Origin of the sequence: Nitratireductor aestuarii, assembly GCF_014641695.1 — a bacterium.
Taxonomy (GTDB): domain Bacteria; phylum Pseudomonadota; class Alphaproteobacteria; order Rhizobiales; family Rhizobiaceae; genus Chelativorans; species Chelativorans aestuarii.
The window spans coordinates 132,314-155,128 of record NZ_BMIF01000002.1; the positions used below are offsets into that span (position 1 = coordinate 132,314).

Genomic DNA, 22,815 nt, shown 5'->3' on the forward strand with positions numbered 1-22,815 from the left:
TTGGTGTCAAGCCTACTCGGCAGCCTGGGGCAGCAGAGGGGCGGCGCCCAGAACTTCTTCTTCGACGTAAGCCGCGAATTTCGCGAAGTTGTCGACGAACATGCCGGCGAGGCGAGTGGCCTGTGCGTCATAGGCGGCCTTGTCGGCCCAGGTTTCGCGCGGATCGAGGAACGAGCTGTCGACGCCCGGAACGGAAACCGGAACCTCGAAGCCGAAGTTCGGGTCCTTGCGGAACTCGACGTTCTTCAACGAACCGTTGAGAGCTGCGGTGAGCAGCGCGCGGGTGACGGCGATCGGCATGCGGCGGCCAACGCCGTAAGCGCCACCGGTCCAGCCGGTGTTCACCAGCCAGCAATCAACATTGTGCTTGTTGATGAGGTCGCGCAGCAGGTTGCCGTAAACCGACGGATGACGCGGCATGAACGGCGCACCGAAGCAGGTCGAGAAGTTCGGCTCCGGCTCGGTTACGCCACGCTCGGTACCGGCAACCTTCGCTGTGTAACCGGAGAGGAAGTGGTACATGGCCTGGGCAGGCGTGAGACGGGCGATCGGAGGCATGACGCCGAAGGCATCGGCCGTCAGCATGATGATGTTCTTCGGCTGACCTGCGCGACCGGTCGGGCTCGCATTCGGGATGTAGTCGAGCGGGTAAGCGCAGCGGGTGTTTTCGGTCAGGCTTGCGTCGTTGTAGTCAGGCTCACGATTTTCATCGAGGATGAGGTTTTCCAACACCGTTCCGAAGCGGCGGGTGGTGGCATAGATTTCCGGTTCGGCTTCCGCAGACAGCTTGATTGTCTTGGCGTAGCAGCCGCCTTCGAAATTGAACACGCCCTCTTCGCCCCAACCGTGCTCATCATCGCCAAGGAGGGTACGCGACGGATCGGCCGACAGCGTGGTCTTTCCGGTGCCTGAAAGGCCGAAGAAGATCGCAACGTCGTCCTCGGTGCCAACGTTGGCCGAGCAGTGCATCGGCATGACGTTGCGTTCCGGCAGGATGTAGTTCAGCGCCGTGAAAACGGACTTCTTCATCTCGCCACCGTACTCGGAGCCGCCGATCAGAACGATCATGCGCTTCATGTCCATCGCGATGACCGTCTCGGTGCGGGTGCCGTGGCGAGCGGGATCAGCCTTGAAGGACGGCAGGTCGATGATCGTCATCTTCGGTTCGAAGGTGGCGAGCTCTTCCCTTGTCGGACGGATCAGCAGGTTGCGAATGAAAAGCGAATGCCATGCGTATTCATTGATCACGCGGACCGGAAGCTCGTTGTTCTTGTCCGCACCGCCGCGCAGGTCCTGCACGAACAGATCCAGGTTTTCGGCATGCTTCAGCATGTCCTGGTAGAGGATCTCGAAGTGCTCGGGCGACAGCGGCTTGTTGTTGTCCCACCAGACCTGGTTTTCGGTCAGGTCGTCACGGACGATGAACTTGTCCTTCGGCGAACGGCCGGTGTGCTGACCGGTCGTAGCCAGCAGAGCGCCGTGGGCCGTGAGCGTAGCCTCATTGCGGCGGATCGAATGCTCGGTGAGCTCCGCTGCATTGAGATTGTAGAAAACCTGGCCGGAGGTTTTCACATTGCTCTTTTCAATTCCAAATGACGGGTTGCGAAGGCCGGTTTCGGGCATCGTGGCTACCAAATTAAGAAACATACCAAAAGCCGGCCGGTCAGCCGGGGGCGGAAAACCTGCTCATGAAGCGGTAACGGTTTCACAACAGAAAAGATCAGTGAAATCAAATTATTAATCGATTTAGAAATTTTTAAATTTATTTAAATCGGTTAGAAGCGTGGAAAGCTTACCTTGCGCTTTGGAAACTCACCCGTTCGGGTCGCACCGCGACGCTTACCTAGCCGCAAAGAATGGGTCGCCGCCCTTAACACGAGCGGCATTGTAAACCTATGTGTGTGACTTTCGCAGAGAACTGTGCCACATTTTGTACCCAATTTGTCCTGCAACTGTCGTGCGACAAAAGCAAGGGACATCATGAAATGAGGGAGCCTGCCGATATGGCCACAATCGCGCTCGTAGATGATGATCGTAATATTCTTACGTCCGTCTCCATCGCGCTGGAATCCGAGGGTTACCGGGTTGAAACCTACACTGATGGCGCATCAGCGCTGGAAGGTCTGACCGCCCGGCCCCCATCCCTTGCAATCCTCGACATCAAGATGCCCCGTATGGACGGCATGGAGCTTCTGCGGCGGCTTCGCCAGAAGAGCGACATTCCGGTGATCTTCCTCACGTCCAAGGACGACGAGATCGATGAGCTTTTCGGCCTGAAGATGGGCGCCGACGACTTCGTGCGGAAGCCGTTCTCGCAACGCCTGCTGGTTGAACGCGTTCGCGCAGTTCTGCGCCGTGCCGGTGCGCGGGACATGGCGGCCAAGGCGGGTGACAAGCCGCAGCGGTCGCTAGAGCGTGGGCATCTGGCGATGGACCAGGAGCGCCACACCTGTACCTGGAAAGGTGAACCTGTCACGCTTACAGTCACAGAGTTCCTCATTCTCCATGCCTTGGCACAGCGCCCCGGTGTGGTAAAGAGCCGCGACGCCTTGATGGATGCGGCGTATGATGAACAGGTCTATGTGGACGACAGAACCATTGACAGCCATATCAAGCGGCTGCGCAAGAAGTTCAAGGCGGTCGACAACGACTTCGACATGATTGAAACCCTGTACGGCGTTGGGTACCGCTTCCGCGAGGTTTAAGGCAGTTCCAAGGTTAGCCAGGAACCGGTTTTCCGTTCTGAACTGCCAGAACAACAACAATTTGGATCACCCAGCGCATGCAACGGAGCTGGAAGGATCCGGCGCTCAGAAGGCGGGATGACGAGACAGGCACGCAACAGGCGGGAGACTGCAACCGGCGGCAGGACCGGTCGTCCGTGGCTGCTTGGACGGCTGGCGCGGCCGATTCGGCGCGTGCTCGGCCACTACATGTTCTCAAGCCTGACGCGCCGCATCCTGATCCTCAATTTCGGCGCGATCGCCGTGCTGGTGGTCGGTATTCTCTATATCAACCAGTTCCGCGACGCGTTGATCGATGCGCAGGTCGAAAGCCTGAAGACGCAAGGAGAGATCATCGCCGGCGCCATCGCAGGTTCGGCGACGGTCGAGACCGATACGATCCTGGTCGATCCCGAGAAACTGCTCGAGTTGCAGGCGGGCGAAAGCCTGCCCCTGCGGTCGAACAGGCTCGAAAATCTCTCCTTCCCGATCAACCCCGAAGTGGTGGCACCGCTGCTACGCCGGCTGATCTCGCCAACAAAGACACGCGCCCGTGTCTACGACGGTGACGCAAACCTGATCTATGACACGCGTCAGCTGACGCAGATCCTGCGCTATGAACTGCCGCCGCTGGAGGCCCCGGAGCCCAGCCTGTGGGAGCGCGTGCGCAGCTGGTTCACCTCGTTCTTCCTCGACAATTCGCTGCCGATCGACCGCGAACAGCCGGGCGGAAGCGGCGTCGGATATGAGGAAGTGATGAATGCGCTCAACGGCGGCACGGTGCAGGCCGTCCGCCGCCGTAGCGAGAAGGGCGAGTACATCATCTCCGTCGCGGTGCCGATCCAGCGCTACCGCGTGGTGGTCGGTGCGCTGCAGCTCTCGACCCAGGGCGACATCGACCGCATCATTGCGGAAGAACGCCGAGCCATCTTCCGCGTTTTTGCGGTGGCTGCTGCCGTCACCGTGATGCTGTCGCTGCTCTTTGCTTCCACAATTGCCAACCCGCTACGTCGTCTGGCAGCTGCGGCGATCCGCGTTCGCCGGGGTGTCCGCAGCCGCGAGGAAATCCCGGATTTCTCGCATCGTCAGGATGAGATCGGCAATCTTTCCATCGCGCTGCGCGACATGACGCGGGCGCTCTATGCCCGGATCGACGCGATCGAAAGCTTCGCGGCTGACGTGGCGCATGAGCTCAAGAACCCGCTGACGTCGCTGGGAAGCGCTGTCGAGACGCTGCCGCTGGCAAAGGACCCGAGGTCCCGCGACCGCCTGATGGAGGTGATCCAGCATGACGTCCGCCGTCTCGACCGCCTGATCACCGACATTTCTGATGCTTCCAGGCTTGATGCGGAGCTCGTCCGCGAGGAGGCAGAGCCAGTCGATCTCAAGCGACTGGTCGAGAATATCGTCGATGCGGCGCGCAACGTCAGCAGCAAGAAAAAGAAGGTCGATCTTGTCATCGAGATCGACGGCAAGACCAAGAACTACATCGTTCAGGGTCACGACCTGCGGCTCGGGCAGGTGCTCACCAACCTGATCGAGAATGCGCGGTCCTTCGTGCCGGAAGGTACGGGCCGCATCAAGATCACCCTGATGCGGAGCGGCAAGCGCATCATCCTGACCGTGGAGGACAATGGTCCGGGTATCCGGCCCGACAGCATCGAGCGGATTTTTGAGCGCTTCTATACGGATCGCCCGGCCGAGGAGGCCTTTGGCCAGAACTCAGGGCTTGGCCTCTCGATCAGCCGCCAGATCATCGAGGCTCATGGCGGTACGCTTTCGGCGGAAAACATTCCAGGCGCCAAGCCCGGCGAGGTTCGCGGCGCGCGGTTCGTCATCTCGCTGCAGGCGGAGGGCCAGAAATGACCGCCGCCCTTTGCCACGGCACGCTTGTTGTGCTTGGCAGCAAGGGGGTGCTGATCACGGGGCCGTCGGGTTCAGGCAAGTCCACCCTCGCCCTCAAGCTGATTGTCACCGGCGTGGGCGCAGGCTTCTTTCCGCGGCTGGTGAGCGACGATCAGGTGCGGCTTTCCGTGGAACGCGGGGCTCTGATCGGCTCAGTCCCCTCCTCCATCGCCGGGCTGATCGAAGTCTGGGGTGTGGGGCCTACACCGATTGTTCACCAGGAGTCAGCCAAGATCGATCTTCTGGTGAAGCTTGTGCCGAAGGCGCAGGCACCGAGGCTGAACGAGGACTGCAGCGAAACCATGGAAGGGATTTCCCTGCCCATGATCGAACTTGAGGCGAAGAACGCCGAAGCAGCAAGTCTCGCCATCATGGCCAAGCTGCGCCTGGGGCCTTTCGCCGCGTGTTAAGTCTGATCGCAAAAAACCGCGTTTGGCCGATGGTTTTGGGCTTGTCATCGCCTGTAGGCTGGAGAAGATAGCGCTCCAACCTCAATCGGATAGCGGCGGGTACTGGAGATCCGCGAACTGGTGACAAACATACGCATTGAAACTGGCAATTTCGTAGTGAGTGGAAGAGTGGCGTTCCGGAACCCACATATAACGGCGGGAAGCCGTTGCCCTGTAATGCGTATGCATCGCCGCTGGGGAAATATCATATGATTGGCATCGTTCTTGTGACGCATGGAAGGCTCGCGGAAGAGTTCCGCCACGCGCTGGAGCATGTCGTGGGAAGGCAGGAGCGGATCGGAACGGTCTGCATCGGGCCGGACGATGACATGGAACAGAGGCGTCGTGATATCGTCGATGCCATCGCGGAAGCTGACAGCGGGTCAGGCGTGATTGTGCTTACCGACATGTTCGGTGGCACCCCTTCGAACCTCGCCATCTCCGTCATGGAGCCAGGCAGGATCGAGGTAATCGCTGGCGTGAACCTTCCGATGCTGATCAAACTCTCCAGCGTTCGCGTCAGCAACGATATCGAGTTGGCTCTTGAAGCGGGACAGGCGGCGGGCCGAAAATACATCAACGTTGCAAGCCGGGTCCTGCAGGGAAAATGAACGAAGTCTCCTCCTCTCCTTCCGATACTAGATCTTCCGGACACTCGCGCAGTTTCAAAATCGTCAATCAGCGCGGCCTCCATGCCCGCGCATCTGCCAAGTTCGTGCAGCTGGTTGACAGCTTTGAGGCGAAAGTAACCGTCGAGAAGGACGGAATGAGCGTTGGTGGTACCTCCATCATGGGTCTCATGATGCTGGCCGCCAGCCCGGGGTGCTGCATCCAGGTGACCGCTGAAGGCTCCGATGCAGTCCAGTTGCTGGATGCACTGGAAGAACTCATCGCCAACAGGTTCGGCGAAGAAATCTAGTTATTTCCTGACTTGCCCGTTTCTGGCGCAAACTCGTCCGATCGTATAAAGAGTTGCTTATATCGTTGTACGCTGATGCGTGTTCTGGTAGGCATCGGATAAATCGCGCCCCTAGCGGCGCGCAGATTTTCTTTAAACGGAGCTCGGGCCATGGCCGCAGACTACGTCGTTGCTGATATTTCGCTCGCCGACTGGGGGCGCAAGGAACTTGATATTGCCGAAACAGAAATGCCGGGTCTGATGGCCTGCCGCGAAGAGTTTGGCGCTGAAAAGCCCCTTCGCGGCGCCCGCATCACCGGCTCCCTACACATGACCATCCAGACGGCAGTTCTCATCGAGACGCTGAAGGAACTCGGCGCCGAAGTTCGTTGGGCATCGTGCAACATCTTCTCCACACAGGACCATGCAGCTGCTGCGATTGCGGCAACCGGCACGCCGGTGTTCGCCGTGAAGGGCGAGACGCTAGAAGAGTACTGGACCTACACGGACAAGATCTTCCAGTGGCCGGACGGTGAACCGTCGAACATGATCCTCGATGATGGCGGCGACGCCACCATGTACATTCTGCTGGGCGCGCGCGCTGAGGCAGGCGAGGACGTTCTGTCCAACCCAGGCAGCGAAGAGGAAGAGTTTCTTTTCGCCCAGATCAAGAAGCGCATGGCCGAGACGCCGGGCTTCTTCACCCGCCAGCGTGACGCGATCCGCGGTGTGACGGAAGAGACCACGACCGGTGTGAACCGTCTCTATCAGCTGCAGAAGCGCGGCCTGCTGCCCTTCCCTGCAATCAACGTCAACGACTCCGTCACCAAGTCGAAGTTCGACAACAAGTACGGCTGCAAGGAATCGCTCGTCGACGGTATCCGTCGCGCAACCGACGTCATGATGGCCGGCAAGGTCGCCATCGTCTGCGGTTATGGCGATGTGGGCAAGGGTTCTGCGCTTTCGCTCCAGGGCGCCGGCGCTCGCGTGAAGGTTACGGAAGCGGATCCGATCTGCGCCCTGCAGGCGGCGATGGACGGTTTCGAGGTCGTGACGCTCGATGAGGCCATCGACAACGCCGACATCATCATTACGGCCACCGGCAACCGCGACATCGTCACGGTCGACCAGATGCGCCGGATGAAGGACATGGCAATCCTCGGCAACATCGGCCATTTCGATAACGAGATCCAGGTGTCCGGCCTGCGCAACTTCCAGTGGACCAACATCAAGCCACAGGTGGACATGATCACCTTCCCTGACGGCAAGCGGATCATCCTGCTGTCGGAAGGCCGCCTGCTGAACCTGGGCAATGCGACCGGCCACCCGAGCTTCGTCATGTCGGCTTCGTTCACCAACCAGGTGCTGGCACAGATGGAGCTCTGGCTCCGCCCGAGCCAGTATGAGAACAAGGTCTACGTTCTGCCGAAGCATCTGGACGAAAAGGTTGCCCGTCTGCATCTCGGCAAGCTTGGCGTGAAGCTCACCCAGCTTACGGAAGAACAGGCCGCCTATATCGGTGTTACGCCGGAAGGCCCGTTCAAGCCGGATCACTACCGGTACTGATGCTTTCTCAGCATTGCTGAACGATCGCGGGACCACCCTTGGTGGTCCCGCTTTTGCATTTATAGTTAATGCTTCTTCACGTGGATTCCTCGAACAGCTACAGTGCGCTGATTCGAGTGTGCAGCGGTTGCGGCACTGGTGTTTTTGATCTTTTCGCTGGAGAGGAACGATATGCTGGGGCTGAGGCCGCTTTTCGGCAAGGTTGCGGAGTCTACGCCCGCACTACCGGACGGAAAACGGGTTCCCACGGTTCCTGGATTTGCTCCGGGGACACCGCTACGACGAAATGCGCTCGGCTTTGCCGGTAAAGCGCTGTCGAGCACGATCGCGCTTACGGCATTCATGGATCCTGCGGCCGCCCAGGCAATGGTAGACCTGCCAGTGTTGGGTCCGCTGACCATCAGCCCCCACGGTGCTCTCCAGTTTTCTATTCTTGCCGGCGTCATGGGCGCGGCATTTCTCTGCGCCATCGGCATGATCAAGTTGCGGGCGCGCTCGGTTGCCGAAAACTCCGAGCTGAAAGCGCGCGTTGCGGAACTTTCCAGCGCGCTGTCACGCTCCGAAGCCCTGCTGAACCTCAAGGACCAGCGCGTCATCGTCTGGCCGACAGATGGCGGCAAGCCTTCGATCGTCGGCGACCTGCCCGCAAGTTCCGGCGCGCCGCTTGAACGCAACACATTCCTCGCTTTCGGGCGATGGCTCAACACCAAGTCGGCAGCTGCTCTGGATCATGCGCTGCAGGCGCTGCGTGATTCCGGACGCGGGTTCGAGATGATCGCGGAGACGCAGTCCGGCGCGTTGCTCGAAGTCCAGGGGCGGCGCTCTGCGCTTCATTCGGTTCTGCGCTTTTCATCTCTCTCGGCGCTGCAGACCGACCATGCGCGGCTGAAGCTCGAGGTCGAGCAGCTGCGCGTCGATCATGAAAATCTGCTGCGGCTGGCTGATCAGCTGGAAGCGCCGCTGTGGCTGCGCGACCAGAACGGAAAGCTGAGTTGGGTGAACCGGGCCTACGCCCGGGCGGTGGAAGCCGCGAACCCTGAAACTGCCGTCCATGAAGGACGGGAGCTCCTGCCCTCTGCGGCGCGCGACCCGATCGCCGAAAAGGCTCGAAAGGGCGGGACCGTCAAATCACCTGTCTCTGCCGTGGTTGGCGGCGAGCGCAAGGTCTATGAGGTTCTGGCTGTTACCGGACCGGAGGGAAGTGCGGGTATCGCGAACGACGCGAGTGAGCTGGAGGCGCTTCGCCGTGAGTTCGAGAGCCTGGCGCGCAGCCATGCCGATACACTCGACAAGCTCACCACGGCAGTTGCCACGTTCGACGCGGACAAGAAGCTCAAGTTCTACAACCAGGCATTCCAGCAGCTTTGGGGACTCGATACACGCTTCCTAGACAGCCAGCCGGAAAACGCGATCTTCCTCGACCGCCTGCGCAGCGAAGGAAAGCTTGCCGAGCAGCCCGAATGGCGGCGCTGGAAAGATCAGGTGCTCGCCGTCTATCGCGCCGTTGAGCCGCAGGAACACTGGTGGCACCTGCCGGACGGGCGGACCGTGCGCGTCATCGCCAATCCGCAGCCGAAGGGCGGCATCACCTGGGTGTTCGAGAACCTCACGGAGCAGATCAGCCTCGAAAGCCGCTACAATTCCATTGTGAAGGTGCAGAGCGAGACGCTCGACAACCTGGCGGAAGGCGTGGCGGTGTTCGGTTCGGATGGGCGTCTGCGCCTTTCGAACCCCGCGTTCCGGCGGCTGTGGGGCATTCCGGACAAGTTCCTCGATGGTGACGTGCATATCGCGCTGCTCAAGACGGCCTGTGATTCACTTGCAAGCCCCAGCCCGTGGGGCGATTTCGTTGCGGCTGCGACGGGCTTCGATGACGAGCGCAGGGATAGCCACGGCCAGACCGAACTCTCCAACGGGACGATTCTGCAATACGCGGTAATCTATCTGCCGAATGGGCAGACGATGCTGACCTTCGTCGATGTCACCGACAGCGTGAACGTCGAACGTGCGCTCAAGGAAAAGAACGAAGCGCTCGAAAAGGCCGACAAGCTGAAGAACGATTTCGTCCAGCACGTGTCTTATGAGCTGCGTTCACCGCTCACCAACATCATCGGTTTCACCGAGCTATTGTCTCTCGAAACGACCGGGCCGCTGACGCCGCGCCAGCGCGAGTATGTGGATCACATTGGTTCGTCGTCGTCGCTGCTGCTGACCGTCGTCAACGACATTCTGGATCTGGCCACGGTCGACGCCGGGATCATGGAACTGGACGTTACCGAGGTGAAGGTGGCATCCACGGTCGAATCCGCCGTGGGGCTCGTTGAGAAGCGGCTGGCTGAGCACAATATCTCCATCGACGTGGATGTTGCGCGCGCGCCGGCGCACTTCTACGCGGATGAAAACCGGGTGCGCCAGATCCTCTATAACCTGCTCAGCAATGCGGCGAACTATGCGCCGGAGGGCGGGAAGGTCACCGTTTCAGCCTGGGATAGCGGCGATGGCGTCGTCTTCCGCGTCCATGACAATGGCCCGGGCATGGCGCCAGAAGTGCTGCGGACGATCTTCAAGCGCTTTGAATCGGGCAACCCGGGCGGGCGCCGGCGCGGTGCGGGTCTTGGCCTCTCGATCGTGAAGAGCTTCGTTGAACTGCATGGCGGTTCCGTGCAGATCGAAACCGGCGAAGGCCGCGGCACGGCCGTCATCTGCCGCTTCCCGATGGTGCCGGACGGTGTGCGCGCCGCAGCGGAATAAGGTTCATGACCAATCCTGAAATGATTATCCTAGACCTGCCCGACGAAGCAGCCACGCTGCAGCTGGGAGAAGACCTGGCTCTGGCGCTTCGCCAGGGCGATGTGGTCGCGCTCCATGGTGATCTCGGCATGGGAAAGAGTACGCTTGCCCGCGCACTGATCCGTGCCATCGCGGAGGATGACGAGCTCGAGGTGCCGAGCCCCACGTTCACGCTCGTGCAGCGTTATCCGTTGCGGTTACCGGTCCAGCACTTCGACCTTTATCGCCTTTCGAACCCGGAAGAGCTGGAGGAGCTTGGGCTTGCCGAAGCGCTGAGCGAGGGTGTTGCGCTGGTTGAGTGGCCCGACAGGGCTCCAGAATACTTCGACAGCGTGACTCACGTGAAACTTTTTGAGGTGGGCGAAGGCCGGCGGGTGGAAATCAGCGCTCCGGAAAGTGCGCTTTCGCGTATCGCCCACACGCTGGAGGTCCGCAAGTTTCTCGATCGTTCCGGGTATGCGGGAGCGAAGCGCCGCTTTATGCTGGGCGATGCCTCGATCCGCGCTTACGAGACGATCCGAACCGCGGCAGGCGAACGACTTATCCTTATGGATGCACCGGCGCGGAGCAACGAGCCCATCCTTCGCGACGGCCTGACCTACAGCGATATTGCGAAGCTGGCGCAGTCGGTTGTCGCCTTCGTGGGAATCGCGCAGGCGCTGCGCGACAACGGCTTCTGTGCGCCGCAGATCCTGGCTATGGACCTCGATGCCGGGCTGCTGGTGATCGAGCATCTGGGCGATGGTGCGTTCCTGATGCCGGACGGATCGGTCAACCCTACCCGCTATCAGGAAGCCGGCAGGCTATTGGCCGCCATGCATGAGCGGGAATGGCCTCGCAGCATCACCGTCGCCGAGGGTGTCGAATATGTGGTGCCGATCTATGACCGGGCCGCATTCGAGATCGAATGCGCGCTCCTGCTCGACTGGTACATTCCCTTCACCGAGGATCGTGTGGCCACGGACGAAGAGCGCCAGGAGTTCAACCAGCTGTGGGAGCCGCTGATCACGCGGCTTCTTGAATGTGAGCAGAGCCTCGCCCTGCGCGACTATCACTCGCCGAACATCATCTGGCGCGAGGAGCGTGACGGGCTCGACCGGCTAGGCGTCATCGACGTGCAGGATGCAGCGTTCGGACCCGCTGCCTTCGACGTGGCGTCGCTCGCGATGGATGCACGTGTCGACGTCTCGCCGGAAGTGGAGCGGGCCATAGTCGACGCCTACTGCGCAGCGCGAACCGGTGCGTTCGATCGCGCCGCCTTCGAGGAAGCCTACGCCATCACGGCTGCGCAGCGGAACACGAAGATCCTCGGCATTTTCGTACGGTTGGCGAAGCGCGACGGCAAGCCGGGTTACCTCAAGCATCTGCCGCGCATTCAGGACTACCTGCGCCGGGCGCTTGCCCATCCATCGCTCTCCGACCTTCGCGCCTTCTATGAACGGCATGGCTTTCTTGGAGAACAGGCGCGATGAACGGCTCGCCGGACAAGGCGATGGTGCTTGCCGCCGGGCTTGGCACGCGCATGCGTCCGCTGACCGATCACATGCCGAAGCCGCTCGTCCGTGTGGGTGGAAAGACGTTGCTCGACTGGGGGCTGGATGCGCTCGGCGACGCTGGCGTGCGCGAGGCCGTGGTCAACGTGCACTATTTTCCTGACATGCTGGTTGAGCATGTCGCGTCGCGACAGACACCTGCCATCACCATTTCCGATGAGCGTGACCAGCTGCTCGATTCCGCCGGTGGAATTGTGAAGGCACTATCGTTTTTCGGTGGAGAACCGTTTTTCATCCTCAACGCCGACACATTCTGGATCGACCGTGACGGTTCGAACCTGGAGCGGCTCGCCTCGTTCTGGGATGGGGAGCGGATGGACATTTTGCTGATGCTGGCGGACCCACAGATTGCAACTGGCCATACGGGCAAGCTGGACTTCGTGATGAAAGACGGCGGTGCGCTCCAGCGCGCCAGGGGTGCTGACAATGGCTTTATCTACGCCGGTGTTGCCATTCTACATCCGCGCATCTTTGAGGGCGCTTCGCCCGAGCCGCATTCGCTAAACCTCTATTTCGATCGGGCCATTGCAGCTGATCGTCTGTTCGGCCTGCCGCTGGATGGCCATTGGCTGACGGTTGGGACGCCTGATGCAATCGCGCCTGCGGAGGACGTGCTGCGCCAGGTGAGCAAGGCTTCATGACGGAAGGCCTCAGCAGCACCCCCAACGTATTTTCCATTCCGCCGGGTGTGCCATATCTGGCCACGCTGGCCGAGTCGCTGCTGAACGGGACGCTGGTTCCGAGCTTCCGCTATGCGGGCGATCCGCTGGCGCTTTCCGAGGTGACAATCTACCTGCCGACCCGCCGTGCGGTGCGCGAGCTGCGCGCCGAGCTGATGAAGCAGCTGGGCGGCGATACTGTCATTCTTCCGGTCGTCCGCGCGCTTGGTGAGTTCGAGGAAGAACTCACCGATGTTTCCGAGGAAGGCGGTGCCGAGCAGCTGGAGATGGTTACTCCGATCGCCAGTCTCGACCGCATCCTCATGCTGGCGCCGCTGGTGCAGAGGTGGAAGAGCCGACTTCCCTCGCATGTGGCGGCACTCTTCGAGGAAGGGATCATCATCCCCGCCTCGCTCTCGGACAGCCTGTGGCTGGCGCGCGATCTCGCCGGTCTTATGGACGAAATCGAGATGGAGGAAGGCGACTGGTCGAAGCTTGCCGAGCTTGCGCCGGACGAGCTTGCCATCTGGTGGCAGGTGACGCTCGAATTCCTGCAGATCGTGACCATGGCCTGGCCTGCCGCGCTCGCGGAATTGGGCAAGTCCAATCCGGCTGCGCACCGGAATGCAATGATTTCTGCCGAAGTCGCGCGGCTGAAGCGCAACCCGCCCAAGGGGCCGGTGATAGCTGCTGGTTCTACCGGTTCGAATCCTGCCGTAGCACGACTGCTCGGTGCGATTTCCCGGCTGGAGAAGGGCGCGGTGGTACTGCCGGGGCTCGATCTTCAGCTGGACGAGAGATCGTGGAATGCGGTTGGCGACAGCGATGAGCCATCCTCCTGCGGCCATCCGCAGTTTGGCCTGAAGCGCCTGTTGAAGGCGATTGGCATCGAGCGCTCTGGCGTGCAGGAAATCGGCCGCGCAACCCCTGCCCTTGCCGCGCGGCGTCTGATTGTGCGTGAAGCACTGCGACCCGCGCAGACGACGGATTTCTGGGCGTATGACCGGCAATCCGTTGAACAGGCGCTGCAGGATGGAGCGCTTGAAGATGTCAGCCTGATTGAAGCGGCAAGTGAGCGTGAAGAGGCTGCGGCGGTAGCCGTCGCCTTACGCCACGCGATCTCCGCCGGCGAGAATACCACGGCGGCAGTGATTACGCCAAACCGTGAGCTCGCTCGTCGTGTAGCAACCGAACTGCGCCGTTTCGGGATCCGTGCGGATGATTCCGGTTCGCGACCGTTGGGCGATACTGCGCCTGCAACGCTGCTGCGATTGATGATCGACACGGTGTGCACTCCCGAAGAGCCGGTGGCAATCGTGAGCTTGCTGAAGCATCCGCTGCTCTATCTCTCGCTCCCCCGCGAGGTGGTGAAGCGGTCAGCTGAGCTTATCGAGCTTGTCGCGATGCGCGGCGGCACGGGGCGGCCCAACATCGTTAGCCTGGGTGATCTGTTCGAGATGCGGCTGACGCAGCTGGCGGAAGGGCGCAAGCCGAACTGGTTCTCACGTCTGACCGAGGCGAGCATCGGCGAAGCGCGTGATGTGCTGGCGCGGATCGGCCAAGCGCTTGAGCCGCTCGCCTCGCTGCGCGACCAACCAGCCGTGACGCTTTCCGAAATCGCCCGCGCCTCTGTGCTCTCGCTCGAAGCGCTGGCTCGGCAGGAGGACGAAAGCCTCTACGAGCTTTATCGCGGCGAAGCGGGCGAAACGCTCGCGCGCTTCCTGCGTGAGCTCGTTGAGACGCAATCCGGCATTCTCGTTGGCCTCCACGAATGGCCGGATGTCTTCGGCGCGTTGATCGCGGGCCGGATGGTGAAGCCGCAGATGGGCGGCGACCATCGCGTGTTCATCTGGAGCCCGATTGAAGCCCGTCTGCAGCAGGTGGATACGCTGGTGCTCGGCAGCCTCAACGAGGGTGGCTGGCCGCAGGTGCCCTCCTCCGACCGGTTCATGTCGCGCATGATGAAGGGCGAGCTGTCGCTTCTGCCGCCAGAGCGGCGCATTGGCCTTGCCGCACATGACTTTACGATGGCGATGGGTACGCCGCGCGTCATCCTCTCCCGCTCCGCGCGGGCTGGTAATGCGCCGGCTGTGGCTTCGCGCTGGCTGCAGCGTCTCGTCGCCTGTGCCGGGCCTGAACAGGCTGACGCCATGAAGCTGCGCGGCCAAAAATATCTTGACTGGGCAGCGGCGTTGGCGGCAACCGGAAGCGAGGATTTCGCATCGCGTCCCAATCCAAAGCCGCCGCTTGAAGCTCGACCCAAGCGCTTCTCGGTCACGGAAGTTGAAACGTTGCGGCGTGATCCTTACGCGATCTACGCACGCAAGATCCTCAAGCTGCAGGCGCTGGAGCCCTACATACGCGATCCGGGTGCAGCCGAGCGCGGCACGCTGTTCCATGATGCGCTGGACGCATTCGTCCGCTCCGGTATCGATCCGGCGGATCCGAAAGCGCATGAGCGGCTGCTTGAAGCGGGTCGCCAGGTCTTTGACGAGGCCCAATTGCCTCAGGATGTTCGCACCGTCTGGTGGCCGCGTTACGAGCAGACGGCAGTCGGTGTGCTGGCGTGGGAACGGGCGCGGAACAATTGGGTGCGCGAGCGCCATCCGGAGATTGCAGCTTATCCCATCAATGTAGGCGAGCGGGAGGTGACACTTTCGGGTCGTGCGGACCGGATCGACCTTCTGGACGACGGGACGGCGGAGATCATCGACTACAAGACGGGCAGCAATCCGTCGGTCAAGCAGGCGCACACGCTGCTTTCGCCGCAGCTTCCGCTCGAGGCAGCGCTTTTGCACCGCGGTGCTTTCGCCGATCTGGGGCCAGTGCCGCCTGGAAAGCTCACCTATGTGCGTCTGCGCGCCAATGGTGAGGTTGTGCCGGAATCGATCCTCAAGACGAACAAGAGCGTCAAGTCAGCCATAGAGCTGGCCGAGGAAGCCTGGGAGCGGCTCGGCAAGCTGCTCGACTTCTATTCCAATCCCGGCAGCGGGTATCTCTCCCGCGCCCTGCCCTTCAAGGAGGGTGATGTGGAGGGCGAGTACGACCATCTCGCGCGTGTGCTTGAGTGGTCGGCCGGTGGCGATGGCAATCACGGGGGAGACGTGGAATGAAGGCGCCTCTACGCATTCCTCCGGACACGATCAGAGATCAGGCGCTGGCTTCTGATCCCGGGCTGTCCGCCTGGGTGTCGGCCAATGCGGGTTCCGGCAAAACGCACGTGCTGGCGCAGCGCGTCATCCGCCTGCTGCTAAAGGGCACGAACCCCTCGAAGATCCTGTGCCTTACCTATACGCGCGCGGCGGCGGCGAACATGTCGAACCGCGTGTTCGCCAATCTTGCGAAGTGGAGCACGGCGACCGACGAAGACCTCGCCAAAGAGGTTGAGGCGCTGGAAGGTGAGCGGCCAACAGCGGCGAAGCTGCGGAGGGCGCGCCAGCTCTTTGCGCGAGCGCTGGAGACGCCAGGCGGGCTCAAGATCCAGACAATCCACGCGTTCTGCGAAGCGATCCTGCACCAGTTCCCGCTGGAGGCGAATATCGCCGGGCATTTTGAAATGCTTGACGAGCAGATGGAACAGGCGCTGTTCCTCGAGGCGCGGCGGGAGCTTCTGACCACCGTTTCGGCGCATCAGGACGGCCCGCTGCACCGGGCCTTCGCTGATATATTACAGCGCGGTGGAGAGAGCGGGCTGCAGTCGCTGCTCGAAGAGATCGTCGCCAAGCGCGATGCCTTGCGTCGGTTCATCGAAGAACTGACGGATGGGTTTTCCATCGAGAAGGGTCTGAGGGAAGAGTTCGGCTTCGGGCCGGACGAGAGTGCAGCCACCATAGCTGCCGCAAACTGGCCACTGCCGGGGTTCAGTCCCTCGCAGTACACGGAGTTTGCGCTCGCGGCTGAGGATGTCGGCGCAAAGAACCTCCTCGACTGGATGGTGGGCGACTGCAACCGTGCCTTTGAAGAGCGCGATCCGCTGCAGCGGCTCGATCTTCTCCGCAAGGCGTTCTTCACCGCCTCCGAGGGAAAGCCCTACGGCGAACGCGCCTTCACCAAGGCGCTGCGGGCACGGCTACCCGACATCTACGAACGCTACCTTGAAGCCGCCTCCTTCCTTGAAGGCGTCTGTGACAAGGTCGCGTTGCTGCGCCAGATCGAGGCAACCAATGCGGTGGCGGCAATCGCCGATGCGTTGATCAACCAGTACGAGAACCTGAAGCGCGCGCGTGGCTTCCTTGACTTCAATGACCTGATCCAACGAACTGTCGCCCTGCTGTCGCGTGCCGATGTCGGCCCATGGGTGCAGTACAAGCTCGATCGCGGCATCGATCACATCCTGATCGATGAGGCGCAGGACACGAGCCCGGCCCAATGGGACATCGTGCGCAAGCTTGCGGAAGAATTTTTTGCAGGCCATGGCGCTCGCGACGGGGTCCAGCGCACCATTTTCGCTGTGGGCGACGAGAAGCAGTCGATCTATTCCTTCCAGGGCGCGGAACCGGCTGCGTTCACGGAAAGCGGCTTTGCCTTCGAGCAGAAGGTGCCACTCAATGGCGGGCGGTTCGAGCGCGTGAAGCTCACCCGCTCTTTCCGCTCGACCGAGGATGTGCTGCGGGCCGTCGATCTGGTCTTCTCGCGACCCGAAGCGCGGCAGGGCGTGACCTATTACGACGAGCCGATCGAGCACAAGGCCATCCGCGAGAATGCGCCAGGCTATGTGGAGGTCTGGTCGCCGCTGAGCCCCATCACCGTCGAAGAACCCGACGACTGGACCCAGGCGGTCGACCATGCCTCAGCTCCGGCGGTTCGGCTCGCAGAAGTCATCGCAGACAGGATCAAGACCTGGCTGAAGGACGGCGATGTGCTTGAGGGCAAGCAGCGGAAGATCCGGGCCGGTGACATCATGGTGCTGGTGCGCAAGCGTGACCGCTTCGTGCACGCACTTTCCCGCGCGCTCAAGAACCGGAAGATTGCAGTTTCCGGTGCCGACAGGCTGCGCCTTACTTCGCATATAGCCATCAAGGATCTCGTGGCGCTTGGGCGCTTCCTGGTGCAGCCGCACGATGATCTTTCGCTCGCGGCAGTGCTGAAGAGCCCGATCTTCAAGCTTGACGAAACCGCGCTGTTCGAGCTCGCCTATGGGCGAGGAGACCGGTCACTTTTCTCGTCTCTGATTGATATATCAAAGCAAAATCAGCAAATTGCATTGATTGTTGCGACCTTGCGCGAGTGGCAGTCGCAAGCGGCTTTCATGCCGGTTTATGAGTTCTATGCAGGTGTGCTGACCGGCTCTCCCAATCGGGAGGGCGCGCGCAAGCAGTTCGTCGCCCGGCTGGGCCTTGAGGCGAATGACGTGCTGGACGAGTTCCTGTCCTTCTGCTTTACCGCTGAGAAGACTGGGCTCATCGGGCTGGAGTCTGTTCTGGCAACGCTGGAAGGTGCTGCGCCCGAGATCAAGCGCGAGATGGATCAGTCGCGTGACGAGATCCGCATCATGACCGTGCATGCCGCCAAGGGGTTGGAAGCGCCGGTTGTGTTCCTGGTGGATCCCGGCAGTGCGGCTGTCAGCACCAGCCATATTCCGGATCTGCTGCCGATCAAGCTCAACAGCCGCACGGACGTCACTGGCTTCCTGTGGCGGAAGGGCAAGGATCTCGCCAACAGCGTGATGCGCGGCTTTGAAGCCGAGGTGAAACGCAAGGCCGAAGATGAATACCGCCGCCTGCTCTATGTGGGCATGACGCGGGCCGAGGACCGCTTGATCGTCTGCGGCTATCACGGAGCCAAGCCCAATGCGGAAACCTGGCACAGCATGGTGCTGGCTGCCTTCCAGGGTCAGGCTGGCGCTGAAGAACGGAACGATCCTGAAGTCTGCGCGCCGGTTCTGCGCTTCCGCACGACGCCCGTGGGCGAGATCGAGATCAAGCAGGGCGAGGAAGAGAAACAGCGGAGTGCTGTGCCGCTTCCGCCTGAGTTGCTGATGCCACTCCCCCCTGCCCCGGTCATTCCAAAGCCGCTCGCGCCTTCAGGTGCCGGGCTGCTCATCGAGGGAGAGAGGGAAATCGTCCCCTCGCCTGTCTCTCCGGTTCTGGGTCCGGCAAAGGCACCGGGGTTTGCGTTGGAGCGTGGTAACGCCATCCACCGTCTGCTGCAGTTCCTGCCGGAAGTGCCTGAGCACGACCGAGAAGCCGTCGCGTGGCGATATCTGGAGCGAGTGGGATCGAACTGGCCTGAGGGCGAAGCAGACAAGGCGGCTGACGCCGTCATGGCTATTCTGACGAACGGACATTTCGCACCGATCTTCGCGCCAGGATCACGTGCGGAAGTGTCCGTGATGGGCAAGCTCAAGGTGGCGGGAACGCTGCGGGCGATCTCCGGCAAGGTGGACCGGCTGGCCGTCACGGACGAGCGTGTGCTTTTGGTCGACTACAAGACGAACCGCCCTGCCCCGACAAACGTGGCTGAGGTGCCAAAGGGCTATATCGCGCAGCTCGCGCTTTATGCTGAATTGATAAAACCGCTCTATCCGGACCGCAAAGTGGTGGCCGCGCTGCTCTTCACCGAAATTCCCCTTCTCATTGAACTAGATGAGGGACAACTTTCCGCCGCGCTTGCGGGACTCACGGCAGCGTGAGAAAAACATTCCTTGATAACTGTCCCACAATTGCCCACATATCGGGCAACATCCCACTTGATATTCTAGGAGAGGCTTATGGCCACCGTGACCGTGAACGCCGGTAACTTCGACACCGATGTCCTTCAGTCCAACGAACCTGTTGTCGTGGATTTCTGGGCGGAATGGTGCGGACCGTGCAAGATGATCGCCCCAGCGCTTGAAGAGATCTCTGCCGAGCTCGCAGGCAAGGTGACGGTTGCCAAGCTGAACATTGATGAGAACCCGGAAATCGCCGCCCGCTTTGGAGTGCGCTCGATCCCGACCCTCATGATCTTCAAGAACGGCGAAGTTGCTGACATCAAGGTTGGTGCTGCCCCGAAGACGGCGCTCGCTTCCTGGATCAACTCCGCCGCTTAAGTTCGGCTGACACCAGATAGAAAAAGCCCGGCCAGTGTGAACTGCGCCGGGTTTTTTGTTATTCAGGCGCCATATCGTTGGCGGCGAGAACATCGCCGGCGAGATAGAGTGACCCGCAGATCAGGATGCGCGGTGGCGTATCGCCGTCCCAGGTCTCGCGAAGCAGCGACAGTGCGCTTTCGACGCTTGCCAAAGGCTCGGCTGGTAGTCCTGCTTCCATTGCCCTTGAAGACAGAACCGATGGCGGAACGCCCGCCTCGCTGCTGGTGATCGGAACGGTGTAGACGTGGCGCGCCATGCCGTGAAAGGCGCGAAAGAAGCCGGTCTGATCCTTGGTGTTAATCATGCCAGCGATGAGGACGAGCTGCTTCTGCTGGCGTTCCTCGACGGCGGCAAGCGCTTCGGCAATGACAACGCCCGCATCGGGGTTGTGTCCGCCATCAAGCCAGATTTCGGAACCTTCCGGCGCGAGATCGACCAGCGGTCCGCTGGTCAGCTGCTGTAGACGGGCCGGCCAGGTGACCGACTGCATTGCTGTTTCGGCGGATTTCGGCGTCACGGGGAAACCAGCGGCCTTCACGGCTGCAATCGCAGCGGCAGCGTTGCTGATCTGGTGGCGACCGCGCAGACGAGGGAGCGGAAGGTCCATCAACCCATCCTCGTCCTGGTAGACGAGACGGCCTCGCTCTTCATAGGCGACGAAATCCTGTCCGTAGACCTTGAGCGGACAGCCGAGGCGTTCCGCCGTGTCGACCAGAACTTCCTGCGCCGCATCCCACTCCTGATTTCCGATGACCACCGGAGCTCCGCGCTTGACAATGCCTGCCTTTTCAGCGGCAATCAGCTCGACGCGGTCGCCCAGAAACGCCTGATGGTCGAGCGAAATCGGCATGATCAGGCTGACGGCCGGACGCGGGATGACATTCGTCGCATCGAAGCGGCCGCCGAGGCCGACTTCCAGGATGCAGGCATCTGCGGGATGCTCCGTGAAGAGGAGGAACATCGTGGCGGTCAGCAATTCGAAGACGGTGATCTTCTCGCCCTTGTTGGCATCGGCAACGCGCTGCAGCGCTTCGGCCAGCACGTCATCTTCGACGAGCCGACCGCCGCCGGGCGCAGCGATGCGGTAGCGCTCATGCCAATTTACCAGATGCGGCGAGGTGTGCACGTGAACCTTGAGGCCAGCGGCCTCAAGCAATGCACGGGAGAAGGCCGACGCTGACCCCTTGCCGTTGGTTCCGGCGATGTGGATCACCGGCGGCAGCCGGTCCTGCGGATTGCCCAACGGCGCGAGAAGCCGTCTGATCCGGTCTAACGAGAGGTCGAAGCCCTTCGGATGAAGCTCCGACAGGCGCTCGATCAACCGCGCGGCCTTGCTCATAGGATTTTGAACTCCAGCGCCTGATCAGGCTTGTACCGGTTGATCCTGCAGCTCCGTTGGCTCAGGCTGCGCCGCCGTGACTTCTGCAACCGTCTCGACTTTCATCAATATCTTGAGCAGGCGAGCAATGGTGGACTTCAGCTCCAGACGGGAGACCACCATGTCCACCATGCCGTGTTCCATGAGGTACTCGGCGCGCTGGAAGCCTTCGGGCAGCTTTTCGCGAATTGTCTGCTCAATCACGCGCGCGCCAGCAAAGCCGATCACAGCACCGGGTTCGGCGATATGCACGTCGCCCAGCATAGCGTAGGAGGCGGAAACGCCGCCCGTGGTCGGGTTCGTCAGAACGACGAAGTAGGGCAGCCCCGCTTCCTTCAGGCGATCCAGTGCAACGGTCGTGCGCGGCAGCTGCATCAGCGAGAGAATGCCTTCCTGCATGCGGGCACCACCGGAAGCAGCAAACAGCACGAGCGGCAGCTTGCGCTCGACAGCCGTTTCAAAGCCCTTGATGATTGCTTCGCCCGCAGCCATGCCGAGCGACCCACCAATGAAGGTGAAGTCCTGCACGGTTGCGACGATCTCGAGGCCTTCGATGCGGCCGACGGCGTTCAGAACAGCGTCTTCCAGACCCGTCTTGGCCTTGGCGTCGCGCAGACGATCGGTGTAGCGGCGCTCGTCGCGGAACTTCAGCGGATCGATCGCGACCTTCGGGCTTTCCAGAAGCTCGTAAACACCATCATCGAAGAAGAAGCGCAGGCGGTTCTTGCCGGAAATCTTCATGTGGGCGCCGGACGTTGGTACAACCCATTGGTTCTCCTCAAGGTCCTTGTGGAAGACCATCTCGCCTGTTTCAGGGCACTTGATCCAGAGGTTCTCCGGCATATCCCTGCGGCCAAGCATGGAGTTGATCTTGGGCCGTACGTAGTTGGTGATCCAGTTCATCGGAAAACCCTTACTGATTACTCACGCCGTGAAACATCCGGCAAGATTACGTCGATTATTCGGCTATTGGTTATTCGGCTGGTGCGAGACGCGCCTCACGGACACCCTGCGCAAGGCCGCGCACGAGTGTGGCGACGGCTTCTGCAGGATCTGCGGTCGTCTTTCCGTCTGAGCCAAGCACATTGGCAACCGCATTGACGATGGCCGTGCCAACGACCACACCATCAGCGGAAGCGCCGATAGCCTTGGCCTGAGCCGCCGTCTTGACGCCGAAGCCAACGCAGACCGGAAGGTCCGTGTGCCGCTTGATGCGGTTCACCGCCTCGCTGACCTTCGTCGTGTCCGCCAGGGCCGAGCCGGTGATGCCGGTCATGGAGACGTAATAGACGAAGCCCGAGGTGTTCTCGAGCACCTTCGGCAGGCGCTTGTCGTCCGTCGTCGGCGTTGCCAGGCGGATGAAGCTAAGACCAGCCTTGAGCGCCGGAATGCAGAGTTCCTCGTCCATTTCCGGCGGCAGGTCGACCACGATAAAGCCGTCGATACCCGCAGCCCTGGCGTCGGCCAGAAAGCGGTCCACACCGTAGATGTAGATCGGATTGTAGTAACCCATCATCACGATCGGCGTGGTGTCGTTCCCGCGACGGAATTCTTCCGCCATCTTCAGGGTCTTGGCCAGCGTCTGGCCACCCTTCAGAGAGCGAAGGCCCGCAGCCTGAATGGCGGCGCCATCAGCCATCGGATCGGAGAACGGCATGCCGAGCTCGATGATGTCGGAGCCAGCTTCCGGCAGCGCCTTCATTACAGAAAGCGATGTCTCGTAGTCCGGATCGCCACCCATGAAATAGGTGACCAAGGCCGGGCGGTTTTCCTGCCGCAGCCGGGCAAAAAGCGCATCAATGCGAGTGGACTTCATACCGGA

The 22,815-nt window shown here is 61.2% G+C and carries 16 protein-coding genes; 12 read left to right on the forward strand and 4 right to left on the reverse strand.

From position 1 onward, the window contains the following. Positions 1 to 12 precede the first annotated feature (12 nt). Positions 13 to 1,623, reverse strand: coding sequence for a phosphoenolpyruvate carboxykinase (locus tag IEX27_RS04315; protein WP_188719710.1), 1,611 nt, complete (start codon positions 1,621 to 1,623; stop codon positions 13 to 15). A gap of 380 nt (positions 1,624 to 2,003) precedes the next feature. Between IEX27_RS04315 and IEX27_RS04320 the strand changes: the two genes are divergently transcribed. The 12 genes from IEX27_RS04320 (at position 2,004) to trxA (ending at position 19,573) form a co-directional block, all read left to right on the forward strand. Beyond that, positions 2,004 to 2,705 (forward strand): response regulator transcription factor, encoded by a 702-nt coding sequence (locus tag IEX27_RS04320; RefSeq protein ID WP_244630214.1) that lies wholly within the window; start codon positions 2,004 to 2,006, stop codon positions 2,703 to 2,705. Between the two features lie 228 nt (positions 2,706 to 2,933). Next, complete coding sequence (locus IEX27_RS04325) at positions 2,934 to 4,589, forward strand: sensor histidine kinase (protein ID WP_244630236.1); 1,656 nt, start codon at positions 2,934 to 2,936, stop codon at positions 4,587 to 4,589. Then, positions 4,586 to 5,038 carry an HPr kinase/phosphorylase gene (locus IEX27_RS04330; RefSeq protein ID WP_188719713.1) on the forward strand — a complete coding sequence of 151 codons (453 nt, stop codon included), beginning with the start codon at positions 4,586 to 4,588 and terminating at the stop codon, positions 5,036 to 5,038. The genes IEX27_RS04325 and IEX27_RS04330 overlap by 4 nt, the downstream gene beginning before the upstream one ends. Before the next feature lie 248 nt (positions 5,039 to 5,286). After that, positions 5,287 to 5,688, forward strand: coding sequence for a PTS sugar transporter subunit IIA (locus IEX27_RS04335; protein WP_188719714.1), 402 nt, complete (start codon positions 5,287 to 5,289; stop codon positions 5,686 to 5,688). After that, complete coding sequence (locus tag IEX27_RS04340; protein ID WP_188719715.1) at positions 5,685 to 5,996, forward strand: HPr family phosphocarrier protein; 312 nt, start codon at positions 5,685 to 5,687, stop codon at positions 5,994 to 5,996. Before IEX27_RS04335 ends, IEX27_RS04340 begins: the two co-directional genes overlap by 4 nt. A 150-nt stretch (positions 5,997 to 6,146) precedes the next feature. Further along, on the forward strand, positions 6,147 to 7,541 hold the full coding sequence (gene ahcY / locus IEX27_RS04345; RefSeq protein ID WP_188719716.1) for an adenosylhomocysteinase: 1,395 nt from the start codon (positions 6,147 to 6,149) through the stop codon (positions 7,539 to 7,541). Between the two features lie 171 nt (positions 7,542 to 7,712). Beyond that, on the forward strand, positions 7,713 to 10,292 hold the full coding sequence (locus IEX27_RS04350; protein ID WP_188719717.1) for a sensor histidine kinase: 2,580 nt from the start codon (positions 7,713 to 7,715) through the stop codon (positions 10,290 to 10,292). Between the two features lie 5 nt (positions 10,293 to 10,297). Then, positions 10,298 to 11,803, forward strand: a complete 1,506-nt coding sequence (tsaE, locus tag IEX27_RS04355; protein ID WP_188719718.1) for a tRNA (adenosine(37)-N6)-threonylcarbamoyltransferase complex ATPase subunit type 1 TsaE — start codon at positions 10,298 to 10,300, stop codon at positions 11,801 to 11,803. Beyond that, positions 11,800 to 12,525, forward strand: coding sequence for a nucleotidyltransferase family protein (locus IEX27_RS04360; RefSeq protein ID WP_188719719.1), 726 nt, complete (start codon positions 11,800 to 11,802; stop codon positions 12,523 to 12,525). Before tsaE ends, IEX27_RS04360 begins: the two co-directional genes overlap by 4 nt. Beyond that, positions 12,522 to 15,656 carry a double-strand break repair protein AddB gene (addB, locus tag IEX27_RS04365; protein WP_188719720.1) on the forward strand — a complete coding sequence of 1,045 codons (3,135 nt, stop codon included), beginning with the start codon at positions 12,522 to 12,524 and terminating at the stop codon, positions 15,654 to 15,656. Before IEX27_RS04360 ends, addB begins: the two co-directional genes overlap by 4 nt. Then, complete coding sequence (gene addA / locus IEX27_RS04370; protein WP_188719721.1) at positions 15,653 to 19,174, forward strand: double-strand break repair helicase AddA; 3,522 nt, start codon at positions 15,653 to 15,655, stop codon at positions 19,172 to 19,174. Before addB ends, addA begins: the two co-directional genes overlap by 4 nt. Positions 19,175 to 19,252: 78 nt before the next feature. Further along, a complete protein-coding gene (gene trxA, locus IEX27_RS04375) occupies positions 19,253 to 19,573 on the forward strand; it encodes a thioredoxin (RefSeq protein ID WP_188719722.1) in 321 nt (106 codons plus the stop codon). 58 nt (positions 19,574 to 19,631) lie between these two features. Here trxA and IEX27_RS04380 read toward each other — a convergent pair whose 3' ends face one another. The 3 genes from IEX27_RS04380 to trpA form a co-directional block, all read right to left on the reverse strand. After that, positions 19,632 to 20,954: a bifunctional folylpolyglutamate synthase/dihydrofolate synthase gene (locus IEX27_RS04380; RefSeq protein WP_188719723.1), complete on the reverse strand. Its 1,323-nt coding sequence runs from the start codon at positions 20,952 to 20,954 to the stop codon at positions 19,632 to 19,634. 24 nt (positions 20,955 to 20,978) lie between these two features. Next, entirely contained in the window at positions 20,979 to 21,896 is a 918-nt protein-coding gene (gene accD, locus IEX27_RS04385) for an acetyl-CoA carboxylase, carboxyltransferase subunit beta (RefSeq protein WP_188719724.1), read from the reverse strand. 70 nt (positions 21,897 to 21,966) lie between these two features. Continuing rightward, positions 21,967 to 22,809: a tryptophan synthase subunit alpha gene (gene trpA / locus IEX27_RS04390; RefSeq protein ID WP_188720043.1), complete on the reverse strand. Its 843-nt coding sequence runs from the start codon at positions 22,807 to 22,809 to the stop codon at positions 21,967 to 21,969. Between the last annotated feature and the right edge of the window lie 6 nt (positions 22,810 to 22,815).

What these genes read in the sequence shown, in the direction of transcription:
- IEX27_RS04315 (WP_188719710.1), bottom strand. Translation starts at nt 1,623, where the DNA reads ATGCCCGAAACCGGCCTTCGCAACCCGTCATTTGGAATTGAAAAGAGC.
- tsaE (WP_188719718.1), top strand. Translation starts at nt 10,298, where the DNA reads ATGACCAATCCTGAAATGATTATCCTAGACCTGCCCGACGAAGCAGCC.
- IEX27_RS04325 (WP_244630236.1), top strand. Translation starts at nt 2,934, where the DNA reads ATGTTCTCAAGCCTGACGCGCCGCATCCTGATCCTCAATTTCGGCGCG.
- IEX27_RS04350 (WP_188719717.1), top strand. Translation starts at nt 7,713, where the DNA reads ATGCTGGGGCTGAGGCCGCTTTTCGGCAAGGTTGCGGAGTCTACGCCC.
- IEX27_RS04320 (WP_244630214.1), top strand. Translation starts at nt 2,004, where the DNA reads ATGGCCACAATCGCGCTCGTAGATGATGATCGTAATATTCTTACGTCC.
- trxA (WP_188719722.1), top strand. Translation starts at nt 19,253, where the DNA reads ATGGCCACCGTGACCGTGAACGCCGGTAACTTCGACACCGATGTCCTT.
- accD (WP_188719724.1), bottom strand. Translation starts at nt 21,896, where the DNA reads ATGAACTGGATCACCAACTACGTACGGCCCAAGATCAACTCCATGCTT.
- addA (WP_188719721.1), top strand. Translation starts at nt 15,653, where the DNA reads ATGAAGGCGCCTCTACGCATTCCTCCGGACACGATCAGAGATCAGGCG.
- IEX27_RS04380 (WP_188719723.1), bottom strand. Translation starts at nt 20,954, where the DNA reads ATGAGCAAGGCCGCGCGGTTGATCGAGCGCCTGTCGGAGCTTCATCCG.
- IEX27_RS04335 (WP_188719714.1), top strand. Translation starts at nt 5,287, where the DNA reads ATGATTGGCATCGTTCTTGTGACGCATGGAAGGCTCGCGGAAGAGTTC.
- IEX27_RS04330 (WP_188719713.1), top strand. Translation starts at nt 4,586, where the DNA reads ATGACCGCCGCCCTTTGCCACGGCACGCTTGTTGTGCTTGGCAGCAAG.
- ahcY (WP_188719716.1), top strand. Translation starts at nt 6,147, where the DNA reads ATGGCCGCAGACTACGTCGTTGCTGATATTTCGCTCGCCGACTGGGGG.
- trpA (WP_188720043.1), bottom strand. Translation starts at nt 22,809, where the DNA reads ATGAAGTCCACTCGCATTGATGCGCTTTTTGCCCGGCTGCGGCAGGAA.
- addB (WP_188719720.1), top strand. Translation starts at nt 12,522, where the DNA reads ATGACGGAAGGCCTCAGCAGCACCCCCAACGTATTTTCCATTCCGCCG.
- IEX27_RS04340 (WP_188719715.1), top strand. Translation starts at nt 5,685, where the DNA reads ATGAACGAAGTCTCCTCCTCTCCTTCCGATACTAGATCTTCCGGACAC.
- IEX27_RS04360 (WP_188719719.1), top strand. Translation starts at nt 11,800, where the DNA reads ATGAACGGCTCGCCGGACAAGGCGATGGTGCTTGCCGCCGGGCTTGGC.